Origin of the sequence: Pseudomonas sp. KBS0707 (assembly GCF_005937945.2) — a bacterium.
Lineage (GTDB): Bacteria > Pseudomonadota > Gammaproteobacteria > Pseudomonadales > Pseudomonadaceae > Aquipseudomonas > Aquipseudomonas amygdali.
This window is the reverse complement of the sequence record NZ_CP041754.1, coordinates 1,250,053-1,267,956: the sequence shown is the minus strand read 5'-3', so window position 1 is coordinate 1,267,956 and position 17,904 is coordinate 1,250,053. Positions and strand designations below refer to the sequence as shown.

The following is a 17,904-nucleotide window of genomic DNA, read 5'->3' as shown; positions in this document are numbered from 1 at the left end:
AGACCGCGCAAAACTAGCACAGAGCCGGACAAATATCCGCCTCTACCTATCTTTTTGGTCAGGTTTTAATGCCAATTGCACAAAAAACATCCAGCAAACACGCCCTGCTGGCGAAAACCAGCCTGCCCGGGGCCAAGTGGCGCACGCGTGCGTTACACTTGCCGTCTTGCAACGAGCTGCACGCTCTTCACCTTTTTCAGCCGAGAAGCCCATGCCGATCCGTCATTGCATCGTCCACCTGATCGATAAAAAACCCGACGGTACGCCCGCTGTTCTCCATGCACGCGACTCCGAACTCGCTGAGTCCCAGGCCATCGAGAACATGCTGGCCGACCTCAACGAGAGCTACAACGCCAAACAAGGCAAGGCATGGGGCCTGTTCCATCCAGAATCCGGCGCACACCCGTTCAGCGGCTGGCTGAAAGAGTATCTGGACGGTGGCAACGACTTCACCGCGTTCTCGCGCACAGCGGTCGAGCATCTGCAGAAGCTCATGATCTGGCACCTTGAGAACGTTAAATATTTGTGCTATGCCTTACAGACATTTAGACGCTCAGGCGCTTCAAAGGCTGCTTAAGATCCCTTAGCCCAGCCTAAGAGCACGATAGGCGCCGATGCTGGGGGCCGCAGATGGAGCTTGTGTGGGCTACTGAAGATTTGGTGATCGCCGGGCAACCCTATCCAGGATTTCCTATTCTGCTCTGGGGCTCGATGGAGAGTTGCGCACCTGCCAATCAGTTCTTTCGACACTATCTACTTCGTGGAGCTATTGGCTCCAAGCGGTCCTGGCCCAATACCGGACGCGCCCTATACGACTTCTTCAGCTTTCTTGAAGCTCACAACATTAGCTGGCTCGACGTAGAGCGTGGCGAGGCCAAAAGCCTAGCCGCGGCCTATCGGGACTATTGCTTGACGACATGCAAACTGGCACCGAACACCACTCGCCAACGTCTGACTTACATCTGTAAGTTCTACCAATATGCGCTGAAGGAGGGTTGGGTGAAACGCCTCCCCTTTGCCCACGAGGAGCGCACCGTAAAGAGTAAAAAAACTTTCCTTGAACATGTCGACGCCAGCGGCGTCATGACTATGGCAAACGACGTGATGCCGCGTAGCCAGAAGACCATGCCCAAGTTTTTGAGCATGACTGAGATCAAGTTGCTCTTGGCCGCAGCCGAGAACCCCCATCACCGGATGATGATGCGCCTCGCTTTGCATACGGGCCTTCGCCGGGAGGAGATCGCAACTTTCCCACTGGCCTATGTTTTCGATCCAGACAAGGCGCAACGAACCGAGCGTAACCTGCGCATGAGACTAGATCCTTATGACGGAAGCGGCATGGTGACGAAGGGCAGCAAGCCGCGAACTATTTACCTCAGCCGCGCGTTCATAGCCGAACTCTATCGCTACGTGGCCAAGGTACGTGGCGAGCGCGTTTCACTGAGCAAGCCCCCGCAAAAAGCGCTATTTCTCAACCAATTCGGGGCCTCCTATGCAGAGGATGGCAAGAGCCTCAACCGGATCATCAGCGAAACCGGTATGCGGGCTGGCATTAAAGTCCATACACATATGCTCCGGCATACCTACGCTACGCACACGCTGGTCAGCCTTCAGCGGAACCCCTCGAACGGACTGGATCCCCTTGTGTTCCTTCAGCGACAACTCGGTCACAGCTCGATTCAGACGACTATGGTGTACCTGCATCTGATCAACGAAATGGCCGACGAAGCCGTGCTGGCCTATGACGATGAGTTGAACACACTGGCGGGGACAGCCTGATGAGCAAGCGCAAGGTGTTTATCATGACCGACCTCAGCGTTCCCCAAGTCGAACACCACCACGACGCGGCCGGCAATGTGACCATTCTGCCCCAGTCTATCTGTGAGATTAACACTATCGTCGAGTTTGGACTGAATGCGTCTAGGAGTCGTAGCTTCAACTTTGCTCGCTGGTACGGCGTCGGCATAGATACCATCACTTACGCATGTCAGCGTCAAATCGAACGCTTCATCGCCGGGCAGGATGGCGCCATCACCTCCACTACCGTGGCCGGCTACTGCGTGAATGGACTGCGCAACTTCCTCGACTGCTGCATGCTGCGGGCAATCGCTTTTAGTCGTGACTTACTTTTGGCAGACATAAACCGCGACTTGATCGACGGTTACCTCGGGCATCTGGCGGGGCTAGGCGTAGCAACAACGTCTCAAAAGGCGCTTTACGCGCAAACTAAGCCGGTACTACTTGCCTTGGGGCGACGTGGGCTGATTCCTCTTATGGCCTCCGGCGATATGGCCACCTTCCCAAGCACGCCCTTCCCGAATAGTAACTACAAGTTCAAAAGCGAGACCGCATTCACCAACAGAGAACGACAAGCCTTCACTGCGGCATTGCGGCAAGCCATCAAGCCTATATGGACCGACGGCGTGTCTGTTACCGGTGAGCTGCTGGCCTTCGCACTGCTGGTTGTGGCGCTGCACACCGGACGTAATAACACGCCACTCTTGGAAATGGGCCGTAACTGCCTACGCCCGCACCCGAAAGATGACACCGTATTCCTGGTTTTGTGGAAGCGGCGAGGATACAACACCAGCAAGGTGGCGCTCCGCGCCGAGGCGGACGTCGAACACCTTCTAGAATCCACTCCTAGCGTAAGAACCAACGTGGAACGTCTGATTCGTCGAGTGATGGTCTTGACCGAACCTCTGGATAAGGAGGCTCCGGCTGACCTCAAGGGCCGTGTATGGCTGTATCGTACTCGCGCCTCAAAAAATGTCGGCAATGTCACAGCATTGAATTCAGCAGCGGTAGCAGTCGCGGCAACACGACTTGTATCTAAATATAGCCTGACCGACAGCTATGGAGAGCCGCTGCGCATCAACATCTCACGCCTGCGTAAGACGTTCGCCAGCGGTGTGTTCGACCTGACCGGCGGAGACGTTGCAACCACCGCCGCAGCACTAGGAAACACCCTTCAGATCACCGACCAACACTATTTAGCGCCCAGTGAAGAGGCCCTTCGCAACTGGCAGTTCATGGGAGAGGTATTGGTACAGGAGTTACGGACTCGGACCATCGGTACAACTTATCGAGACACTCCCATGGGGCGCTGCGCCGACCCGGAGAACGGCCAGTACGCTCCTAAGCTAGAGGGTGCGAATTGTATGAACTTCATCAACTGCCTGCGCTGCAAGCACTACGCGGTGACCGCCGAAGATTTGTACAAACTGTTCAGTTTCTACTTTCGGGTGTTGGCCGAACGCTCTCGGATGAATAAATGGCGCTGGGCGCGAGAATACGCACACATTCCCCGCTTAATCGATCACTACATTATTGACGAAGGGCTGCGGCGCGGTACTTTCAAGGCCGCAGCGGTCGAGGCCGCACGTGAGCGTGCTCGCACCGAGCCACATCCGTTCTGGTCGGTTGATCTGATCCAAAGCCTGGAGGTATTTGCATGAATGACACCCTACCAGCAGTAATACCCTGGGACACCCTTACAGCCCAACCTAACGATGTGCGTGGACTCCATAAACACGACACCTTGATCATTAGCGCGACACAAGTTGATGGGCTTTGGATTATCGTCAGCCGCTATGGCGACGACATCTGGCAGCTCGACGGTTTCACCAGCAACGTATCGGCCAGCCGGAAACGAATGGATTTCAAGCTCGTGCCAATGGCGTTTCGGCCTGTTATGAAAGCGATGTTGTACCGCTATCTACGACGTGGGCGACGAGGGGGCACGCGGCCCAAAGGCAGCTCGATGAAGGGTCTCTTCCATGATGCAATGCCATTTTTACGTTATCTGGAGGTGCTTAAGCTTGATCATATGGGAGCGGTGACCCCCATGGTTTGCGCAGCCTATGTGAATACCTGCAAGACGCACCGGCAAACCAGCCGATACAGTGGTAAGCCACTGTCGCAAAGGGGACTAGAGACTCGCCTCAAGGCCGTCGAAGCGCTCTATGAACTTAGTCAGTACACCGAAGACCGAATACCAACGCATCCCTGGCCTGAGACTTCCGCAAAGGCGTTGGCGGGGCTCACCGGTCTTGGTGCCCAAGAAAGCAAAACGCCCCTAATTCCCGATGATGTGTTCTGCACCCTATTCGAGCGAGCCTACCAGCAGGTTGAGCGCGGTCAACGATTACTTGACCTTCGCGATGCTCTTGATGCCCTCGCGGTGCAGCGAAAGGGGAAGTCATACACAACAGTCAATGTCGCAAAGAACCGACACCTAGAGACCCTGGCTTGGAAGGGTGGCCTGAGGACACTCAACAAAGCACTCATTGATCTGCGTACATCCTGTTATATCGTTATGGCCAGCACCTCTGGTTGCCGCAACCACGAGCTGGCGAACATACAATCTGGTTCGCACTTGCGGACCCAGGACAATCAGGGCACGGTCTATCACTGGATGCGCTCACGCTCGGAGAAAACCGATGCGGGCATCCATCACTGGATGATACCTGAGGCAGCCGTACGCGCGCTGCGACTGATGGAGCGCTGGGCCCTACCATATCAGGCCATGATCACCGCCGAAATCCAGACGCGACGCCGATCCATCCCGCATGATCCGCAGATCGTCGAGACAAACAAGCACCGCCATGCGCTTTTCCTTGGTGTAGCTCTGGGAGGGGATCAAGTACGCACAGTTTGCAACGCTACTTGGAACTTTTACCTGAAGGAATTCGCCAAGGAGTGTGGGGCTGAGCTGGAACCTCACCAGCCACCAGTTCCGCCGCAAGTTCGCCAATTATACCGCGCATAGCCGCTTCGGTGACTTGCGCTATCTCAAGGAACATTACGCGCATTGGACGCTGGACATGACATTATGCTACAGCATGGACGACAGTTGGGGACAGCATTTGGATCTTGAGCTGTATACCGATATTCAGGCCGAGTTGGATGATATCAAGCTCGGCGTGGTAGGAGACTGGTTCGGTAAGTCGCCTCTGGCCGGGGGCTATGGCCGCACCCTCAAGCAGTGGCAACGAGAGCCGCAGAACTTGCTGATATTCAAGGATCATGCCTCAATGTTGAAGTCCATTGCCGAGAGCACTGCAATTCGTAGCAATGGACATGCTTGGTGCACAGCGGACAATGACGGTTGTGTTGGCAATACCCTTGAGCGCACCCGGTGCAGCAGTTGCAACGATGCCGTGATCGGGCACAGACACACGGCGATCTATCAGCGGCTCTACTATGATCTGAAAGGACTGCTGCATTGCCCAGACATTGGCGACGGAGGTCGCCAGCGCGTTGAGCGCGACCTCATTCGACGTCGCGATGTACTAACACAGCTGGGAGTGCCGCCGGAGACTTTGATCGCATGAAGCCCAAAAACAAGGCAGCCCACTACAAACCGGCTGAGGATCGCGAAAAGGATCTACGACTCGCGCTTTATCGCATCCAGAAAGGACGCACCCACTCCGGGGAAACCAAGATTACCATCGCCGCAGTCGCTCGCGAGGCAGGCGTATCAACAGCGCTGATCCACAACTACTACCCAAAGATTGCTGAGGCTATCCGCGAAGCCCAAGGACGCTCAATTCGCATGGTTCGTGATATGAAACATCACGACTTGATTGCTGAGCGCAAGAGATCCGCAGCCTGCCGACATGAGATAGAGGAACTGCGGGCCAAAATCGCCAGTCTCGCGTCCCTCAACGAAATGCTATTGGAAGAGAACCGTGTGCTCAAAGCCAAGGTGAGCGACCGCAAGGTAACGGATCTGGGTTCAGCGGCGTTTTAACTGATCAATGAGTTGAGTTGGCAAGCCTTTAATGATCAAGGTACCGGCGGCTTCGTCGTATTCGATCTTTTCGCCTAGTAAGTGCGCCTCGAAGCTGATCGACAGCCCTTCGGCCCGCCCGGTGAAGCGGCGAAACTGGTTCAGGGTGCGTTTGTCGGCCGGAATCTCTGGCGACAAACCATAGTCACTGTTTCGGATGTGATCGTAGAACGCCTTTGGGCGGTCCTCGTCAATCAGGCTAGAGAGCTCTTCGAGAGTCACCGGCTCGCCAAGCTTGGTCTGCGCGGTGGCGTAATCGACCAGGGTCTGGGTCTTCTCCCGTGCGGACTCCTCTGGAAGGTCCTCTTTTTCGACGTAGTCACTGAAGGCCTTCAACAGAGTACGGGTCTCGCCCGGGCCGTCGACTCCCTCCTGACAACCGATGAAGTCGCGGAAGTACTCTGAGACCTTCTTGCCGTTCTTGCCCTTGATGAACGAGATGTACTGCTTGGAGTTCTGGTTGTTCTTCCACTCCGACAGGTTGATCCGCGCCGCGAGGTGCAACTGGCCGAGGTCCAAGTGGCGCGACGGGGTCACGTCCAGTTCGGCGTTCACCGCCACGCCTTCGCTGTGGTGCAGCAGGGCGATGGCGAGATATTCGGTCATGCCTTGCTGGTAGTGGGCGAACAGCACATGGCCGCCGGTGGAGAGGTTGGATGCCTCCATGAGCGTCTGCAAATGCTTTATGGCCACGCGGCTGAAGCTAGTGAAATCCTGACTACCGTCGAAATACTCTTTCAACCAGCCGCTGAACGGGTAAGCGCCGGACTCGGCATGGAAGAACCCCCAGGCCTTGCCTTGTTTGGCGTTGTAGCTGTCGTTGAGGTCAGCCAGCAGGTTCTCGATGGCGGCCGACTCGGCAAGCTCGGAGTCGCGGGCGTGGAGAACTGCTGGTGTGCCGTCAGGTTTTTTGTCGATCAGATGAACAATGCAATGACGGATAGGCATCAGAGCGTTTCCTGTATGGGGAGTTATCAAGAAAATCTGCACGGAGTAGACCGACGGAAGCGTTGCTTTTAGCGCGGTATTCACCGGCAGTGCAAGACACGTTACGCCAACTATCATGGGGCAAGATCGGTAACTTTACTGTAACAGCGGACATCCTGCCGAGGATGACCCTCATTATGTGAGGGGCTCTCAGGACCTGCGGAAAATTAAGCTCCACATCAAAGCTCAGCGCCGGCTTAGTACCATTGGCCTGCGGCGTCATGGCGCTGCATATCGTCAGGCGCCAAGACTGGCATCTGCAACTGATAGCGACGCGATCCATTCCTGCGCTATTCTGAACAGCCTCCTAATGGCCAAGTGCCCCATCGCCGCTTCAAGGAATGAACCTCGTGCGTATTGAGTCTGTAAGCTTATCTGGATTCCGCTGCTTTGGCCCAAATCCCATCACCGTAGATGTTTCGGCGGAAATTACGACCATTGTAGGCCCGAACGCAGCGGGAAAAACCGCACTCTTGCACGCCATGCTGAAGTTGTTTGGGGTGACTCGAGCACAGCGCACAATTCTAAGGTCAGATTTCCATTTAGGGCCTGATGATGACCCTGAGAATCGTGATTCCAAGTACCTCTTCATTGAGGTTTCGATCGCTTTTCCAGAATTAAAAAATGGCACCGCAACCGCAGAAACGATCGCACCGTCGTTTAAGCATATGCTGATTGATCGCGCAGAAAAGCCGCCTATATGTCGTATGCGCCTAGAAGCGCAGTGGGATGACGACGGGACGGTTGAGGGCGAGGTCTCACAAGAGCTCTTCTGGGTCGATACGCTCGATGAGCAACCGGAAAATGACAAACGCCACCCCGTCGCGGTGGCAGACCGTGGTCTGATTCAGCTTTACTACACGCCGGCCAGTCGTGATGCGGCCACGCAGACCAGAGCGACTAGGCTCACCATTCGCGGGGTAGCTTCGCTTCGAGCTCGCGCAAGGCGGCATGCTCGACCTCCAAAACTCCTCGAGGGCTGAGATAGTTGATACGCAAGAGACCTCCCTATCCTAATTTATTCGCCAGCCATCAACCCTTGAAGACTCGCTCAACACTTGCATTGTGCCATCACGCTCATGAGCTGTGCCATAACGCATTGGAAGATCTTTAGATCCGAATCAAGCACCAGGCACGCCATCTGAATGGAACAGACTCTATCCAACGGCGGCTCAAGCAGCATGGATTTCCGTGTAGCTGCCATCATTTTAGGTTAAAGCCACTGACCTTCTCGCAAGAAATTCCGACAAATAGTTACATGAGGTAAATGACTGATTTAAAATAGATAAACTAGTGTACCGTTTGCGAAATAAGTTACCCATTAACTGAAAGCTAAGCTATTGATAAGACTCGACTTTTCCGTTATTTAGTAGATTGTTTTTTCGAAAACAGCACACTAGATATAACAGTTAGCGAGGCACCGGAACCCTAGACAGCCCGGCACGCTTGGCTATCTGGTGTAGCGACAGCTTGTCGCGGGAGCATCCGCCGAATTGTTCCTATCATTTCCTTGATGATCCACGGGCGTTCTCATGCTCGGAAAGTAGGAAGAAGCAGTTGAACATCTGAGTCAGTTTTCGGCCAGCCGCAACACCCTGACTTAAGCTCCGATGGATCCAGCCTTTCAATGAGAAGCCACCATCAAACTCTCGCTTGGCGCGTATCGCTGACTGTGGAGCGCAGGTGTCGTATCAGGCACCGATGCACAAACGCGGAAACGAAAAAAACTTTCACACCCGGTCAAGCTCGCTATGCACACTTACAAGGCACGCGCCGGCTAGGCGCAATTATATGAAAAAGCTAAATTTTCTGTCCCGCAATAGATGATTCGAACGTGGGCCGCTTTAAAAAAGTGCAAAAATAGGGACGCATGGCAATCTTAGTGCACGCCCCAATGAAAAAAAAAGTTGACATAGAAACATTTGATTACATAAATTGACGACGCCCCAAAAGGAGCAAGCAATACATATCAGATAAATGGAGTTTCAGATGAGTTCAGAATGTATGCTAATCAACTTCCAATCATATTTAAGAGTGTGCGCAGACTCACTTCGAACAGTGTTGACACACTTAAATACTGCTCCTGAGTTGCAAGGCACAACAAACAATCTTCACCCCTAGCATCGAGCGTAAGCCCACTACGTATAGTGGCCCCGCTACGCATACAATACACACTTAACCAAGGATAGTTAAGGCATGGAATATTGGCCATCTGAACTTTTCAAATCCGCTATTGATCTTAATATTCTGCTCGAAGGTGAGAAACTTTTATTAGGCGCAAAGGTAAGCCCGTACCCAGACATTGAAAAAGCTGCTGAAGAATTATGCAAGATCGTCAAATTAATCAGCACACTAACAGAAAGATTTTACAACGGCAACAAGCAGGTTATGGCGGAAAAGTTAGGAGTTTCCGAAGCAGCAGCCGAAGTGATGCATATGTTTGATGAACAACTGGATAACAATGTTCTAGTCAGAGGCGATTTATTGTATACCAGTGACGGATGGCGGCTGGTCGAGATAAATACAGGTAGCTTCGTCGGTGGGATGTATAAAGCTTCTCTACCACGCCTCGCTGGGTGGCAAATGGAACAGGATGTCCAAAAGCGATGGGTACGTCGTACTATCGAACATTGGGATCTTAAAGAAAAAACCATCGTTATAGTTGCACCTCCTGAGGTTGTCAAAGAGTATTATTTACAAATTCGCGTATACGCTAATGAGTTCTCGGCGCAATTAGGTCACGATGTCTCAGTCACAAGTCCTTGCGATTTGACCTGGAATGGGAGCGAACTCGTTTACGATGGAAAAAAAGTTGACACCGTGTATTGCATCTTTAACGAGGACTTTGTGATAGAGGATCGCAAATCGTATGAAGCGATAATTTATGCGTTGCATGCGAAAGCCGTTATCTGTCCCATGGGCCCTGCGTTCAACTTACTTTCTAACAAAGGGGTATTTGCACTTTTGTGGCAACTGGTGGATAGCGATAGATTAGAACCAGAGGAAATCTCGCTTATCACAAAGCTCATTCCCCGCACCGTCTGGCTAGAAGATAGCAACTTAGCTTGGGCATTAAAAAATCGAGAAGACTTAATTCTTAAACCAGCGAACGGATATTCTGGCACGGAAGTATTTAGTGGCGCGGAGAAAACGTCCACTGAATGGAATATTATCTTAACTGATTCACTAAAAAATGAATGCCGATCATACGTGCTGCAAAACTATTGCGAATCGCTGACTTGCGAAGTAGCGACTACTGAAAAACAAGACGAAATCAATATTCATGATGCCAGAGTAGTATGGGGGATATACTGTTGGCGCGGATTGAAAACTGACCCACCCTGCCGATTGAAAATTGACCCAGGATGGATTGCTGATTTTTGCCCCAGCAATTGTGAATAAGCTTAGCAGCAGTGTGCCGATTCAAGACGCATCAAGCCCCACCGCATGCAGCAGGGCATTTATGGTGCGGATCAAAATGGCTCATCGTCCTCGATATCATTTCCGTCCTTTCGCTTTCGTTCGCGTGTTTTGATCTTTGTCTGGGCAGCCAATGTGCTGTGTTGTAGGCGGTAGGACTCGTTGCCCGTTTCGACGATGTGGCAGTGGTGTGTCAGCCGATCCAGCAACGCGGTGGTCATCTTGGCGTCGCCAAACACACTCGACCATTCCGAGAAGCTCAGGTTGGTGGTGATGACCACGCTGGTGTGTTCGTACAGTTTGGACAGCAGGTGAAATAACAGGGCGCCACCGCTTTGGCTGAAGGGCAAATATCCGAGTTCATTCAGTATCACCAGGTCTGTGCGCAGCAGTGCCTGGGCGATTCGCCCTGCCTTGCCATCGTACTTCTCACGCTCCAGCAGATTCACCAGATCCACCGTGGAAAAGAAGCGCACGCGTTTGTTGTAGGCCGTGATTCCGGATACAGCCAAGGCACTGGCCAGGTGTGTTTTCCCGGTGCCAGGGCCGCCGATGAACACGACATTCTGCGCGGTTTCAGTGAACGCCAAGCTGGATAGATCGCTGACCAGCCGGGCATCAGCGCTGGAAGCGCTGAAGTCAAAGCCAGCTAAGTCACGGTGCATGGGGAGTTTTGCCATGTTCATCTGATGATTCACCGAGCGCACCGCGCGATCCGCATGTTCCTGCTGAAGCAGATGTTCCAGCAGCCATTTCGATGAAGCCGTCGACGCTGTTCCTTGAGAGACCAGTTCTTCCCAAGCACTGGCCATGCCGTGCAGGCGCAGTTCTTTGAGTTCAGTCATTAGGTCACGCATTGCGATTCTCCTCATCGGTCGTACGGAGCCGGTCGTAGCGTGCTGTATTGGCAACCGGCGCCACTTTGAGTTGCAGGCTGGTTTCTACACAGGGAGGTGGTGCGGTGGAGGTCAGGCGGGCAACGACATTGAGGATGTGATCGGCGCTCAGACTTCCCGATTCAAGTACCAGCTCCACCGCCACCAGCACTGGTTCGAGACCGGCGATGGGCACAGCAGCCAGTACCTGCATCATGATTCGATCACCGTTGGTGTGACGCCTCAGTCCGCGTTTAAGAAGCTGTAACGGTTTTGGCAGATCAGCAAATGGAGCGCCATTGCGCAGTGCACCAGGCTTGCGTTCGATGAGTGGGATGTAGTGCTGCCAGTCAAAACCGACCTGATCTCGATCAAAGAGGCGCTCGTGACTGGCGATCACCGTTTCGTCGGCAATGACCACGATTCGCGAAGGGTACAAACGGCTGCTGACCCATTGACCCACACGCTCGCAAGGCACCGAATAACGATTGCGCGCCACGCTGATCAGGCAGGTGCTAGAGACACGGACGGTGCGTTCCACGTAGCCATCAAAGGCCGTCGGCATCGGCATCATTTCAGCCTGCTCCAGCTCCAGGACTTCTGCCACCGTCAAACCGTTGTACTGCGGATGTACAAGTTCAGCCCAGAGCGTACGACAGCGTTGGCCGAGCCAGACGTTCAGCTCCTCGAAGGTATGGAACATGCAATTTTGAGCATCGAGCCAGATTCGCCTCCGGCTGTCTTGCACGTTCTTTTCGACGATGCCTTTCTCCCAGCCAGAGGCCACGTTGCAGAAGTCCGGATCGAACAGATAGTGCGCGCACATCACGGAAAACCGGGCATTGACCGTGCGGCCTTTGCCTTTGTTAACCTTGTCGACAGCCGTTTTCATGTTGTCGTAGATGCCGCGACGTGGCACGCCACCCAACGCTCCAAACGAACGTGTATGGGCATCAAACAGCATCTCGTGGCCTTGACTGGGGTACGCAACCAACCAGAACGCGCGACTTGCGCACAGCTTCATATGGGAGACCTGGATACGTCGAAACAGGCCACCGATCAGCAGGCCTTCTTCGCTCCAGTCAAACTGAAAGGCCTCACCGAGGGCAAAAGTCAGCGGTACAAAAGCGCGTACAGACTTGCCTTGCTCGCACCGCCAAGAGCGGACAAACGCCGTGAGCTGGCTGTAACCGCCGTCATAACCCTCGGCCTTGATCTGCTCAAAAAGTGCCTTGGCGCTCCTACGGTTGTGTTTTGGCCGGAACGAATCAGCCTTGAGCGCCTGCTCTAAGGTCTCGTGAAAAGGGTTGAGCTTATTGAAGGATGCGCACCGTTGGTACGCTGGTTGATTGGCTTCGGGCGCTCTGACCCATTTTCGGATGGTGTTTCTCGACAGCCCGGTACGCTTGGCTATCTGATGCAGCGAGAGCTTGTCGCGGAAGTACATCCGCCGGATTTTTCCCAACATTTCCATGCTGATCACCCTGTGTTCTCCTGCTCAAAAAGTGAGCAGAAGCAGTTGAACACCTGGGTCAGTTTTCAGTCGGCAGAACAGCCTCTACTGGGTCAGTTTTCGGTCAGCGGCAACAACCCGGATAATCATCGACAAAGTGCGCAGTCACTGGCGTCTGCTTGAGAAACCACAGCGTATGAGCAACCGAAAAATCGGCAATCGAAGGTACGCCAAACAGAAAATCACCACCGCGCGACAGCTGCAACTCCAGACGCGACATCAGCGTGGGCCATTGATGCTTGACCTGCTCGACAGGCGGGCGTGAAGCCGTGCCACCGTTGAACAGCGTGGATCGGTCGGCAATGAACGCCTTGGCAGCCTCTGGCGGCACCTTGGCAAACCTTACAGCCATCGACTCAGGCTGAAACACCAGGCTCACGGCATGCAGGAACAGCACCGAATCAGCCCAGGCGGCCAGACCGGCAACCGAAAACTCCTGACCTTGCGGATAAAACGCTGGCGAAGCCTTTTCCTGCTCAAGGCGGCGCGCCATCAGTGCCGTGTCGCAGTAGATATCTGCGCCAGCCTGCAACACCGGCGTCCTGCGATAACCGTCTGTCAGCGCGGTCATGTCGGGCTTGGGCATGATCGACGGGATCGTCACCGAGCGCCATGTGAGGCCTTTGAAACCCAGCATCAGGCGGGCTTTTTCGGCAAACAGTGACGTGGGGTAATGGTGAAGAATCAACTCGGACATGTTCAGCCTCTGCGCACTCGGGAAGCACACAGCTTAACCCGCAGCACCATGCCCGCCCACAGACTCAAGCTGATGACACGACATCACGCTCATGGATCGGGGGTCAGGCGTAACTGGCTGCCAGTGCCTCTTTGGCGCTTTTTCTGAGCTTCTTGATCAACCGCTCCTGACGCAACGCCTCACCCTTGCTGGGCCACTGTTCGACGTAGACCAGGGCCATTGCCGGGCTCGAAGAGAAAAAGCGCGCGCCCTTGCCGCTCTGGTGCATAGCGAATCGGCGCTGCGGATCATCACTGATGCCGCAGTACAGCGAACCATTGGCAGCGCGCACCAGATAGACAAACCAGGGTTTGCCGACCGCCTGTTCGGCGTCAGCAGACCCGGTAGAGACTTGAGCTTCAGGCACGGCGACTCTCGGTAAAGGCCTGGAGCCCCTTGAGTGCCTGAGCCCGCACGGCGTTGCGTACCAGCGGTGTCCAGCCCAGCAGCAAACCTTTCAAACCCAGCGCCTGTCGCGACCAGCGCCATATGTCGAAATGATCGTGATGCTCGCAGATCTTGCCATCGCGGAACACGAATCGGGCCTCAATATCGTTGACCACCGTGCGCCCGGTCTGACTGAACAGATAGGTCGCCACCCAATGCGCAGTGCCCGCACGATCATCGGCACGCACCTGATCGAAGACCACCGAGAAATTTTTCGCCCGGGAAGTCAGCATGCGCCACATGTCGCCTACCTGAGGCCCGCGCAATTCACCAAATGCCGGGTCACTAAACAGCACGTCATCGGTATAACAGGCACTCATCGCCTCGGCATCCAGCTGCGCAAACGCCTCATAAAAGCGGGTGATCAGTGCGCTGTTGGCCTGACTTTGTTCCTCGTAGTTCATGCGTGCACATCCCTTGGCGAATTATCCGTGCACGATAAGCGGCGCCGCTGAAAATGGCGAGGGTTGATGGCGCATCAGCCATCACTTTTACCTGTCTGGATAACGATTTCGCGCTGCACTGAACGCCTCTGAATTTTCAATCACCCAAGTCCACAGCGGAATCATTTGTACCAGCAGCCCCATGCCCAGGTCGGTCAACGAATATTCCACCCTGAGCGGCTTCTCGCAGTAGTCATGGCGGGTGATCAACCCGTCCTGTTCAAGCTGGCGCAAGGTATGAGTGAGCATGCGCTGGGTGACGCCGTGCAGCTTTCGGCGCAATTGGGCATGGCGCAAAGGGCTACTGACGCCGAGCGCATGTACCACGCCCAATGACCAGCGGTTTCCGGCGTGGCCGAGAATATCGCGCTTGAGACCATCCTCATAATCGCTGAGCGCAGCACAGGCCGCTTCGGAGCGTCTGACCACTTCCTGCGCGTCCAGCCCGCCCGGTATCACCGATGTGCCTACTTTTTGTATGTCGACAGGCATGCCAGCATCTCTCCCGCCTGAATTGAAAGACTGTCCAAAGGGGTCACCATGCAAGCCGATAACGCAAACGTCAAACAACGCATTCTAGTAATAGGCGCGGGAGAGCTTGGGCTCTCCGTGCTGCGAGGGCTGGTCGAGAAAGCCGGAGCATATGACTTGAGCATTGCCGTGCTGCTACGCCAGAGCAGCTTGAGCACTCAAGCGCCTGCCAAGCGTGTGGAAATCGAAGAAATCCGCGCGCTGAACATTGCCATCGAAACCGCCGATCTGGCCGACGCCACCGTGGACGAACTAGCCACTGTCATGAAGCGCTACGACACGGTAATCAGTTGTGCGGGTTTTGCCGCTGGCCGGGGCACTCAGCGCAAACTGACCGATGCGGCGCTCAAGGCCGGCATAAAACGCTACCTGCCCTGGCAGTTCGGCGCTGACTACGACCTTATCGGCCGGGGCAGCCCTCAGGATCTGTTCGATGAGCAACTCGATGTGCGAGAAAAGCTGCGCGCCCAGCAGCAAACCGAATGGGTAATCGTTTCGACCGGTATGTTTACAAGCTTCCTGTTCGAACCCGCGTTCGGTGTCGTCGATCTGCAAGGCGGTCGGATCAATGCGCTGGGCAGCCTCGATACGGCCGTGACAGTCACCCCCGCAGAGGACATTGGCAGGCTGACTGCTGCCATCGTGATGCACGAGCCGCGCATAGTGAATCAGGTGGTGTACACCGCTGGCGACACATTGACATACGCCGGGCTGGCCGATCTTGTGGAGCGTGTCACGGGGCGCGACATCGAGCGGCACGTATGGAGTGTTGCGCAGTTGCAGGCCGATCTGACGGAAATGCCGGATGACAATCTGCGCAAATACCGGGCAGTCTTTGCCATGGGCCGAGGCGTGGCATGGGACGTCGCCCGTACCTACAACGCGAAATCAGGGCTGAGCGTCACCAGTGCCGAACAATGGGCCCTGGCCAATCTGGCTCAGACCTGAAGCAGCTCAAGCCCGGTCCGAACGATCAACATTCATCGAAAATCAAACCTTCTCGCTACTGACCTGCACCTGCAGCGCCCGACCGGCACCCATGCCCGCGATGATAGCGCCCAGCCCGAGTACCGCGAAGATCCAGCCAATCGCGCTCCAGCTGCCGGTCATGTCATGCACCACGCCCACGGCAAACGGGCCGGTCGAGGCGATGGTGTAGCCAAAGCCTTGCGCCATGCTCGACAGATTGGCGGCGACATGTGAGTCGCGCGAGCGCAGGACGATCAAGGCCAGCGCCAGGCTGAACGTGCCGCCCTGCCCGATCCCCAGCAGGATGGCCCAGCCCCACAGCCCGCCGAGCGGAGCGTACAGGCAGCCGAACAGCCCGGTCAGTGTGAGCGACATGACCAGCATGATCGCCAGACGCTGATCCTTGCCGCGTGTGGCCAGATAGGGCACCGCCAGGGCGCTGATGACTTGCGCGATGATCGAGCCGGACAGCAGCAGACCGGCCTGGGTCGGCGTCAGGCCGCGACCGATGAGAATCGAGGGCAGCCAGCCGAAGACAATGTACGACAGCGACGATTGCAGGCCCATATACAGCGTGACCTGCCACGCCAGCGGGTCACGCAACAGGCCGCGAACTCGATAGACATCGCGATGTGAGCCATGCATTTCGCGTGCTTGTGGAAACCAGAACAGCGCCGCAATCAACGCCGGAATCAGCCAGAAACCCAGACCTATTTGCCAGCTGTCGCCGACGTACTGGCTCAGCGGCACCGTCGAACCGGCTGCAATCGCAGCGCCCAGGCACAGCGCCATGGTGTAGACACCAGTCATGGCCCCGGCCTTGTGCGGGAAATCGCGCTTGACGATACCGGGCAACAATACGCCGATGATCCCAATGCTCGCGCCCGCCAGCAGGCTGCCGGTAAACAGGCCGACTTCGCCGAACAGGCTGCGTACTGCCAGACCCGACGCCAGTGTCAGAAGCACCACCAAAACCACCCGTTCACTGCCAAAACGCCGGGCAAGAATCGGTGCCAATGGCGCGAACAGGCCCAGACACAACACCGGCAAGGTGGTCAGCAGACCAGCTTCGGCAGCCGACATCCCAAGGCTTGCGGACACCTCGTTAAGCAACGGCGCAACGCTGGATAACGCGGGGCGCAGGTTGAGGGCGACCAGCACCAGACCCAGCAGCAACAGCCAGGGGCGCTTTAGAACAGGATGGGCTTGATCGGTAATCGGTTGGGGGCTGGATTGAGCCTTGGCAGTCATCGGTTTCTCGGTAATCAGGTATGTCGACCCTTTTCAGGGGGCGGTATCCTGTTGGAGAATCATCGCGAATACAAGGTTCAGCCAGAATTGCATACAAGATGCATGGCAAATGCAGGCAAAAAAAACCGGGCACATGGCCCGGTTTTCCGTTTGGCAGCTACTGACTCAGTGAATGATCTGACTGAGGAACAGCTTGGTACGATCGCTTTGCGGGTTGTCGAAGAAGTCGTTCGGCGCGGCCTGTTCGACGATTTCGCCTTTGTCCATGAAGATAACCCGGTTCGCCACGGTACGGGCAAAGCCCATCTCGTGAGTCACGCACAACATGGTCATGCCTTCTTCAGCCAGGCCAACCATGGTGTCGAGCACTTCCTTGACCATTTCCGGGTCAAGCGCCGAAGTCGGTTCATCGAACAGCATGATTTTCGGCTTCATGCACAAGGCACGGGCAATCGCCACACGCTGCTGCTGACCACCGGAAAGCTGACCCGGAAACTTGTGGGCCTGCTCAGGAATACGCACACGCTCCAGATAATGCATGGCGATTTCTTCGGCTTTCTTTTTCGGCATGTTGCGTACCCACATCGGTGCCAGCGTGCAGTTCTGCAGGATGGTCAGGTGCGGGAACAGGTTGAAATGCTGAAACACCATGCCGACTTCACGGCGGATGGTCTCGATCTGCTTCAGGTCGGAAGTCAGTTCGGTGCCATCAACGATGATACGACCCTGCTGGTGCTCTTCCAGACGGTTGAGGCAACGAATAGTGGTCGATTTGCCCGAGCCCGATGGGCCGCACAGCACGATACGTTCGCCCTGACGCACGTTCAGGTTGATGTCCTTGAGTACATGGAACTGGCCGTACCACTTGTGGACGCCCTCCATGCGGATCATGCCTTCAGCGCCCAGAGGCTTATTGATAACTTCACTCATCACAAAAC

14 protein-coding genes and 3 pseudogenes are annotated in these 17,904 nt (G+C 55.2%); 8 read left to right on the top strand and 9 right to left on the bottom strand.

Annotation, left to right across the window (positions count from 1 at the left end; all coding sequences use genetic code 11):
• Positions 1–211: 211 nt before the first annotated feature.
• The 5 genes and pseudogenes from FFH21_RS05955 to FFH21_RS05935 all read left to right on the top strand — a co-directional run.
• Positions 212–496 (top strand): annotated as a pseudogene (locus FFH21_RS05955) (nucleoid-associated protein); the annotation flags it as partial.
• 134 nt (positions 497–630) lie between these two features.
• A complete protein-coding gene (locus tag FFH21_RS05950; RefSeq protein WP_004666146.1) occupies positions 631–1,779 on the top strand; it encodes a site-specific integrase in 1,149 nt (382 codons plus the stop codon).
• Positions 1,779–3,458 carry a hypothetical protein gene (locus FFH21_RS29905; protein WP_041924463.1) on the top strand — a complete coding sequence of 560 codons (1,680 nt, stop codon included), beginning with the start codon at positions 1,779–1,781 and terminating at the stop codon, positions 3,456–3,458. Before FFH21_RS05950 ends, FFH21_RS29905 begins: the two co-directional genes overlap by 1 nt.
• Positions 3,455–5,336 (top strand): annotated as a pseudogene (locus FFH21_RS05940) (integrase). The gene FFH21_RS29905 and the pseudogene FFH21_RS05940 overlap by 4 nt, the downstream one beginning before the upstream one ends.
• Entirely contained in the window at positions 5,333–5,755 is a 423-nt protein-coding gene (locus FFH21_RS05935; protein WP_004655952.1) for a TetR family transcriptional regulator, read from the top strand. Before FFH21_RS05940 ends, FFH21_RS05935 begins: the two are co-directional and overlap by 4 nt.
• On the opposite strand, the gene yejK is transcribed toward FFH21_RS05935, so the two are convergent.
• Complete coding sequence (gene yejK, locus FFH21_RS05930) at positions 5,741–6,742, bottom strand: nucleoid-associated protein YejK (protein ID WP_011167920.1); 1,002 nt, start codon at positions 6,740–6,742, stop codon at positions 5,741–5,743. The two genes, FFH21_RS05935 and yejK, sit on opposite strands and share 15 nt — an antisense overlap.
• A gap of 389 nt (positions 6,743–7,131) precedes the next feature.
• Here yejK and FFH21_RS05925 point away from each other — a divergent pair, with 389 nt between their 5' ends.
• On the top strand, positions 7,132–7,764 hold the full coding sequence (locus FFH21_RS05925) for an AAA family ATPase (protein WP_041924462.1): 633 nt from the start codon (positions 7,132–7,134) through the stop codon (positions 7,762–7,764).
• Positions 7,765–8,977: 1,213 nt separating this feature from the next.
• Positions 8,978–10,183 (top strand): hypothetical protein, encoded by a 1,206-nt coding sequence (locus FFH21_RS05920; RefSeq protein ID WP_011167917.1) that lies wholly within the window; start codon positions 8,978–8,980, stop codon positions 10,181–10,183.
• 71 nt (positions 10,184–10,254) lie between these two features.
• Here the strand turns inward: FFH21_RS05920 and istB are convergent, their stop codons facing one another.
• From istB to FFH21_RS05890, 6 genes and pseudogenes are all read right to left on the bottom strand, one after another.
• Entirely contained in the window at positions 10,255–11,058 is an 804-nt protein-coding gene (gene istB / locus FFH21_RS05915) for an IS21-like element ISPsy20 family helper ATPase IstB (RefSeq protein WP_011167363.1), read from the bottom strand.
• Positions 11,051–12,550, bottom strand: coding sequence for an IS21-like element ISPsy20 family transposase (gene istA, locus FFH21_RS05910; RefSeq protein WP_102136187.1), 1,500 nt, complete (start codon positions 12,548–12,550; stop codon positions 11,051–11,053). The genes istB and istA overlap by 8 nt, the downstream gene beginning before the upstream one ends.
• Before the next feature lie 118 nt (positions 12,551–12,668).
• Positions 12,669–13,286: pseudogene (locus tag FFH21_RS05905) on the bottom strand (glutathione S-transferase); the annotation flags it as partial.
• Positions 13,287–13,389: 103 nt separating this feature from the next.
• Positions 13,390–13,692, bottom strand: a complete 303-nt coding sequence (locus FFH21_RS05900) for a GIY-YIG nuclease family protein (RefSeq protein ID WP_011167915.1) — start codon at positions 13,690–13,692, stop codon at positions 13,390–13,392.
• Complete coding sequence (locus FFH21_RS05895) at positions 13,685–14,176, bottom strand: nuclear transport factor 2 family protein (RefSeq protein ID WP_004663978.1); 492 nt, start codon at positions 14,174–14,176, stop codon at positions 13,685–13,687. The genes FFH21_RS05900 and FFH21_RS05895 overlap by 8 nt, the downstream gene beginning before the upstream one ends.
• 87 nt (positions 14,177–14,263) lie before the next feature.
• Positions 14,264–14,707: a helix-turn-helix domain-containing protein gene (locus FFH21_RS05890; protein ID WP_011167914.1), complete on the bottom strand. Its 444-nt coding sequence runs from the start codon at positions 14,705–14,707 to the stop codon at positions 14,264–14,266.
• A gap of 48 nt (positions 14,708–14,755) precedes the next feature.
• Between FFH21_RS05890 and FFH21_RS05885 the strand changes: the two genes are divergently transcribed.
• Positions 14,756–15,694 carry an aromatic alcohol reductase gene (locus FFH21_RS05885; protein WP_011167913.1) on the top strand — a complete coding sequence of 313 codons (939 nt, stop codon included), beginning with the start codon at positions 14,756–14,758 and terminating at the stop codon, positions 15,692–15,694.
• A gap of 42 nt (positions 15,695–15,736) precedes the next feature.
• On the opposite strand, the gene FFH21_RS05880 is transcribed toward FFH21_RS05885, so the two are convergent.
• Positions 15,737–16,966: a CynX/NimT family MFS transporter gene (locus FFH21_RS05880; RefSeq protein WP_011167912.1), complete on the bottom strand. Its 1,230-nt coding sequence runs from the start codon at positions 16,964–16,966 to the stop codon at positions 15,737–15,739.
• 165 nt (positions 16,967–17,131) lie between these two features.
• A complete protein-coding gene (locus FFH21_RS05870; RefSeq protein WP_003365366.1) occupies positions 17,132–17,896 on the bottom strand; it encodes an amino acid ABC transporter ATP-binding protein in 765 nt (254 codons plus the stop codon).
• Positions 17,897–17,904 lie beyond the last annotated feature (8 nt).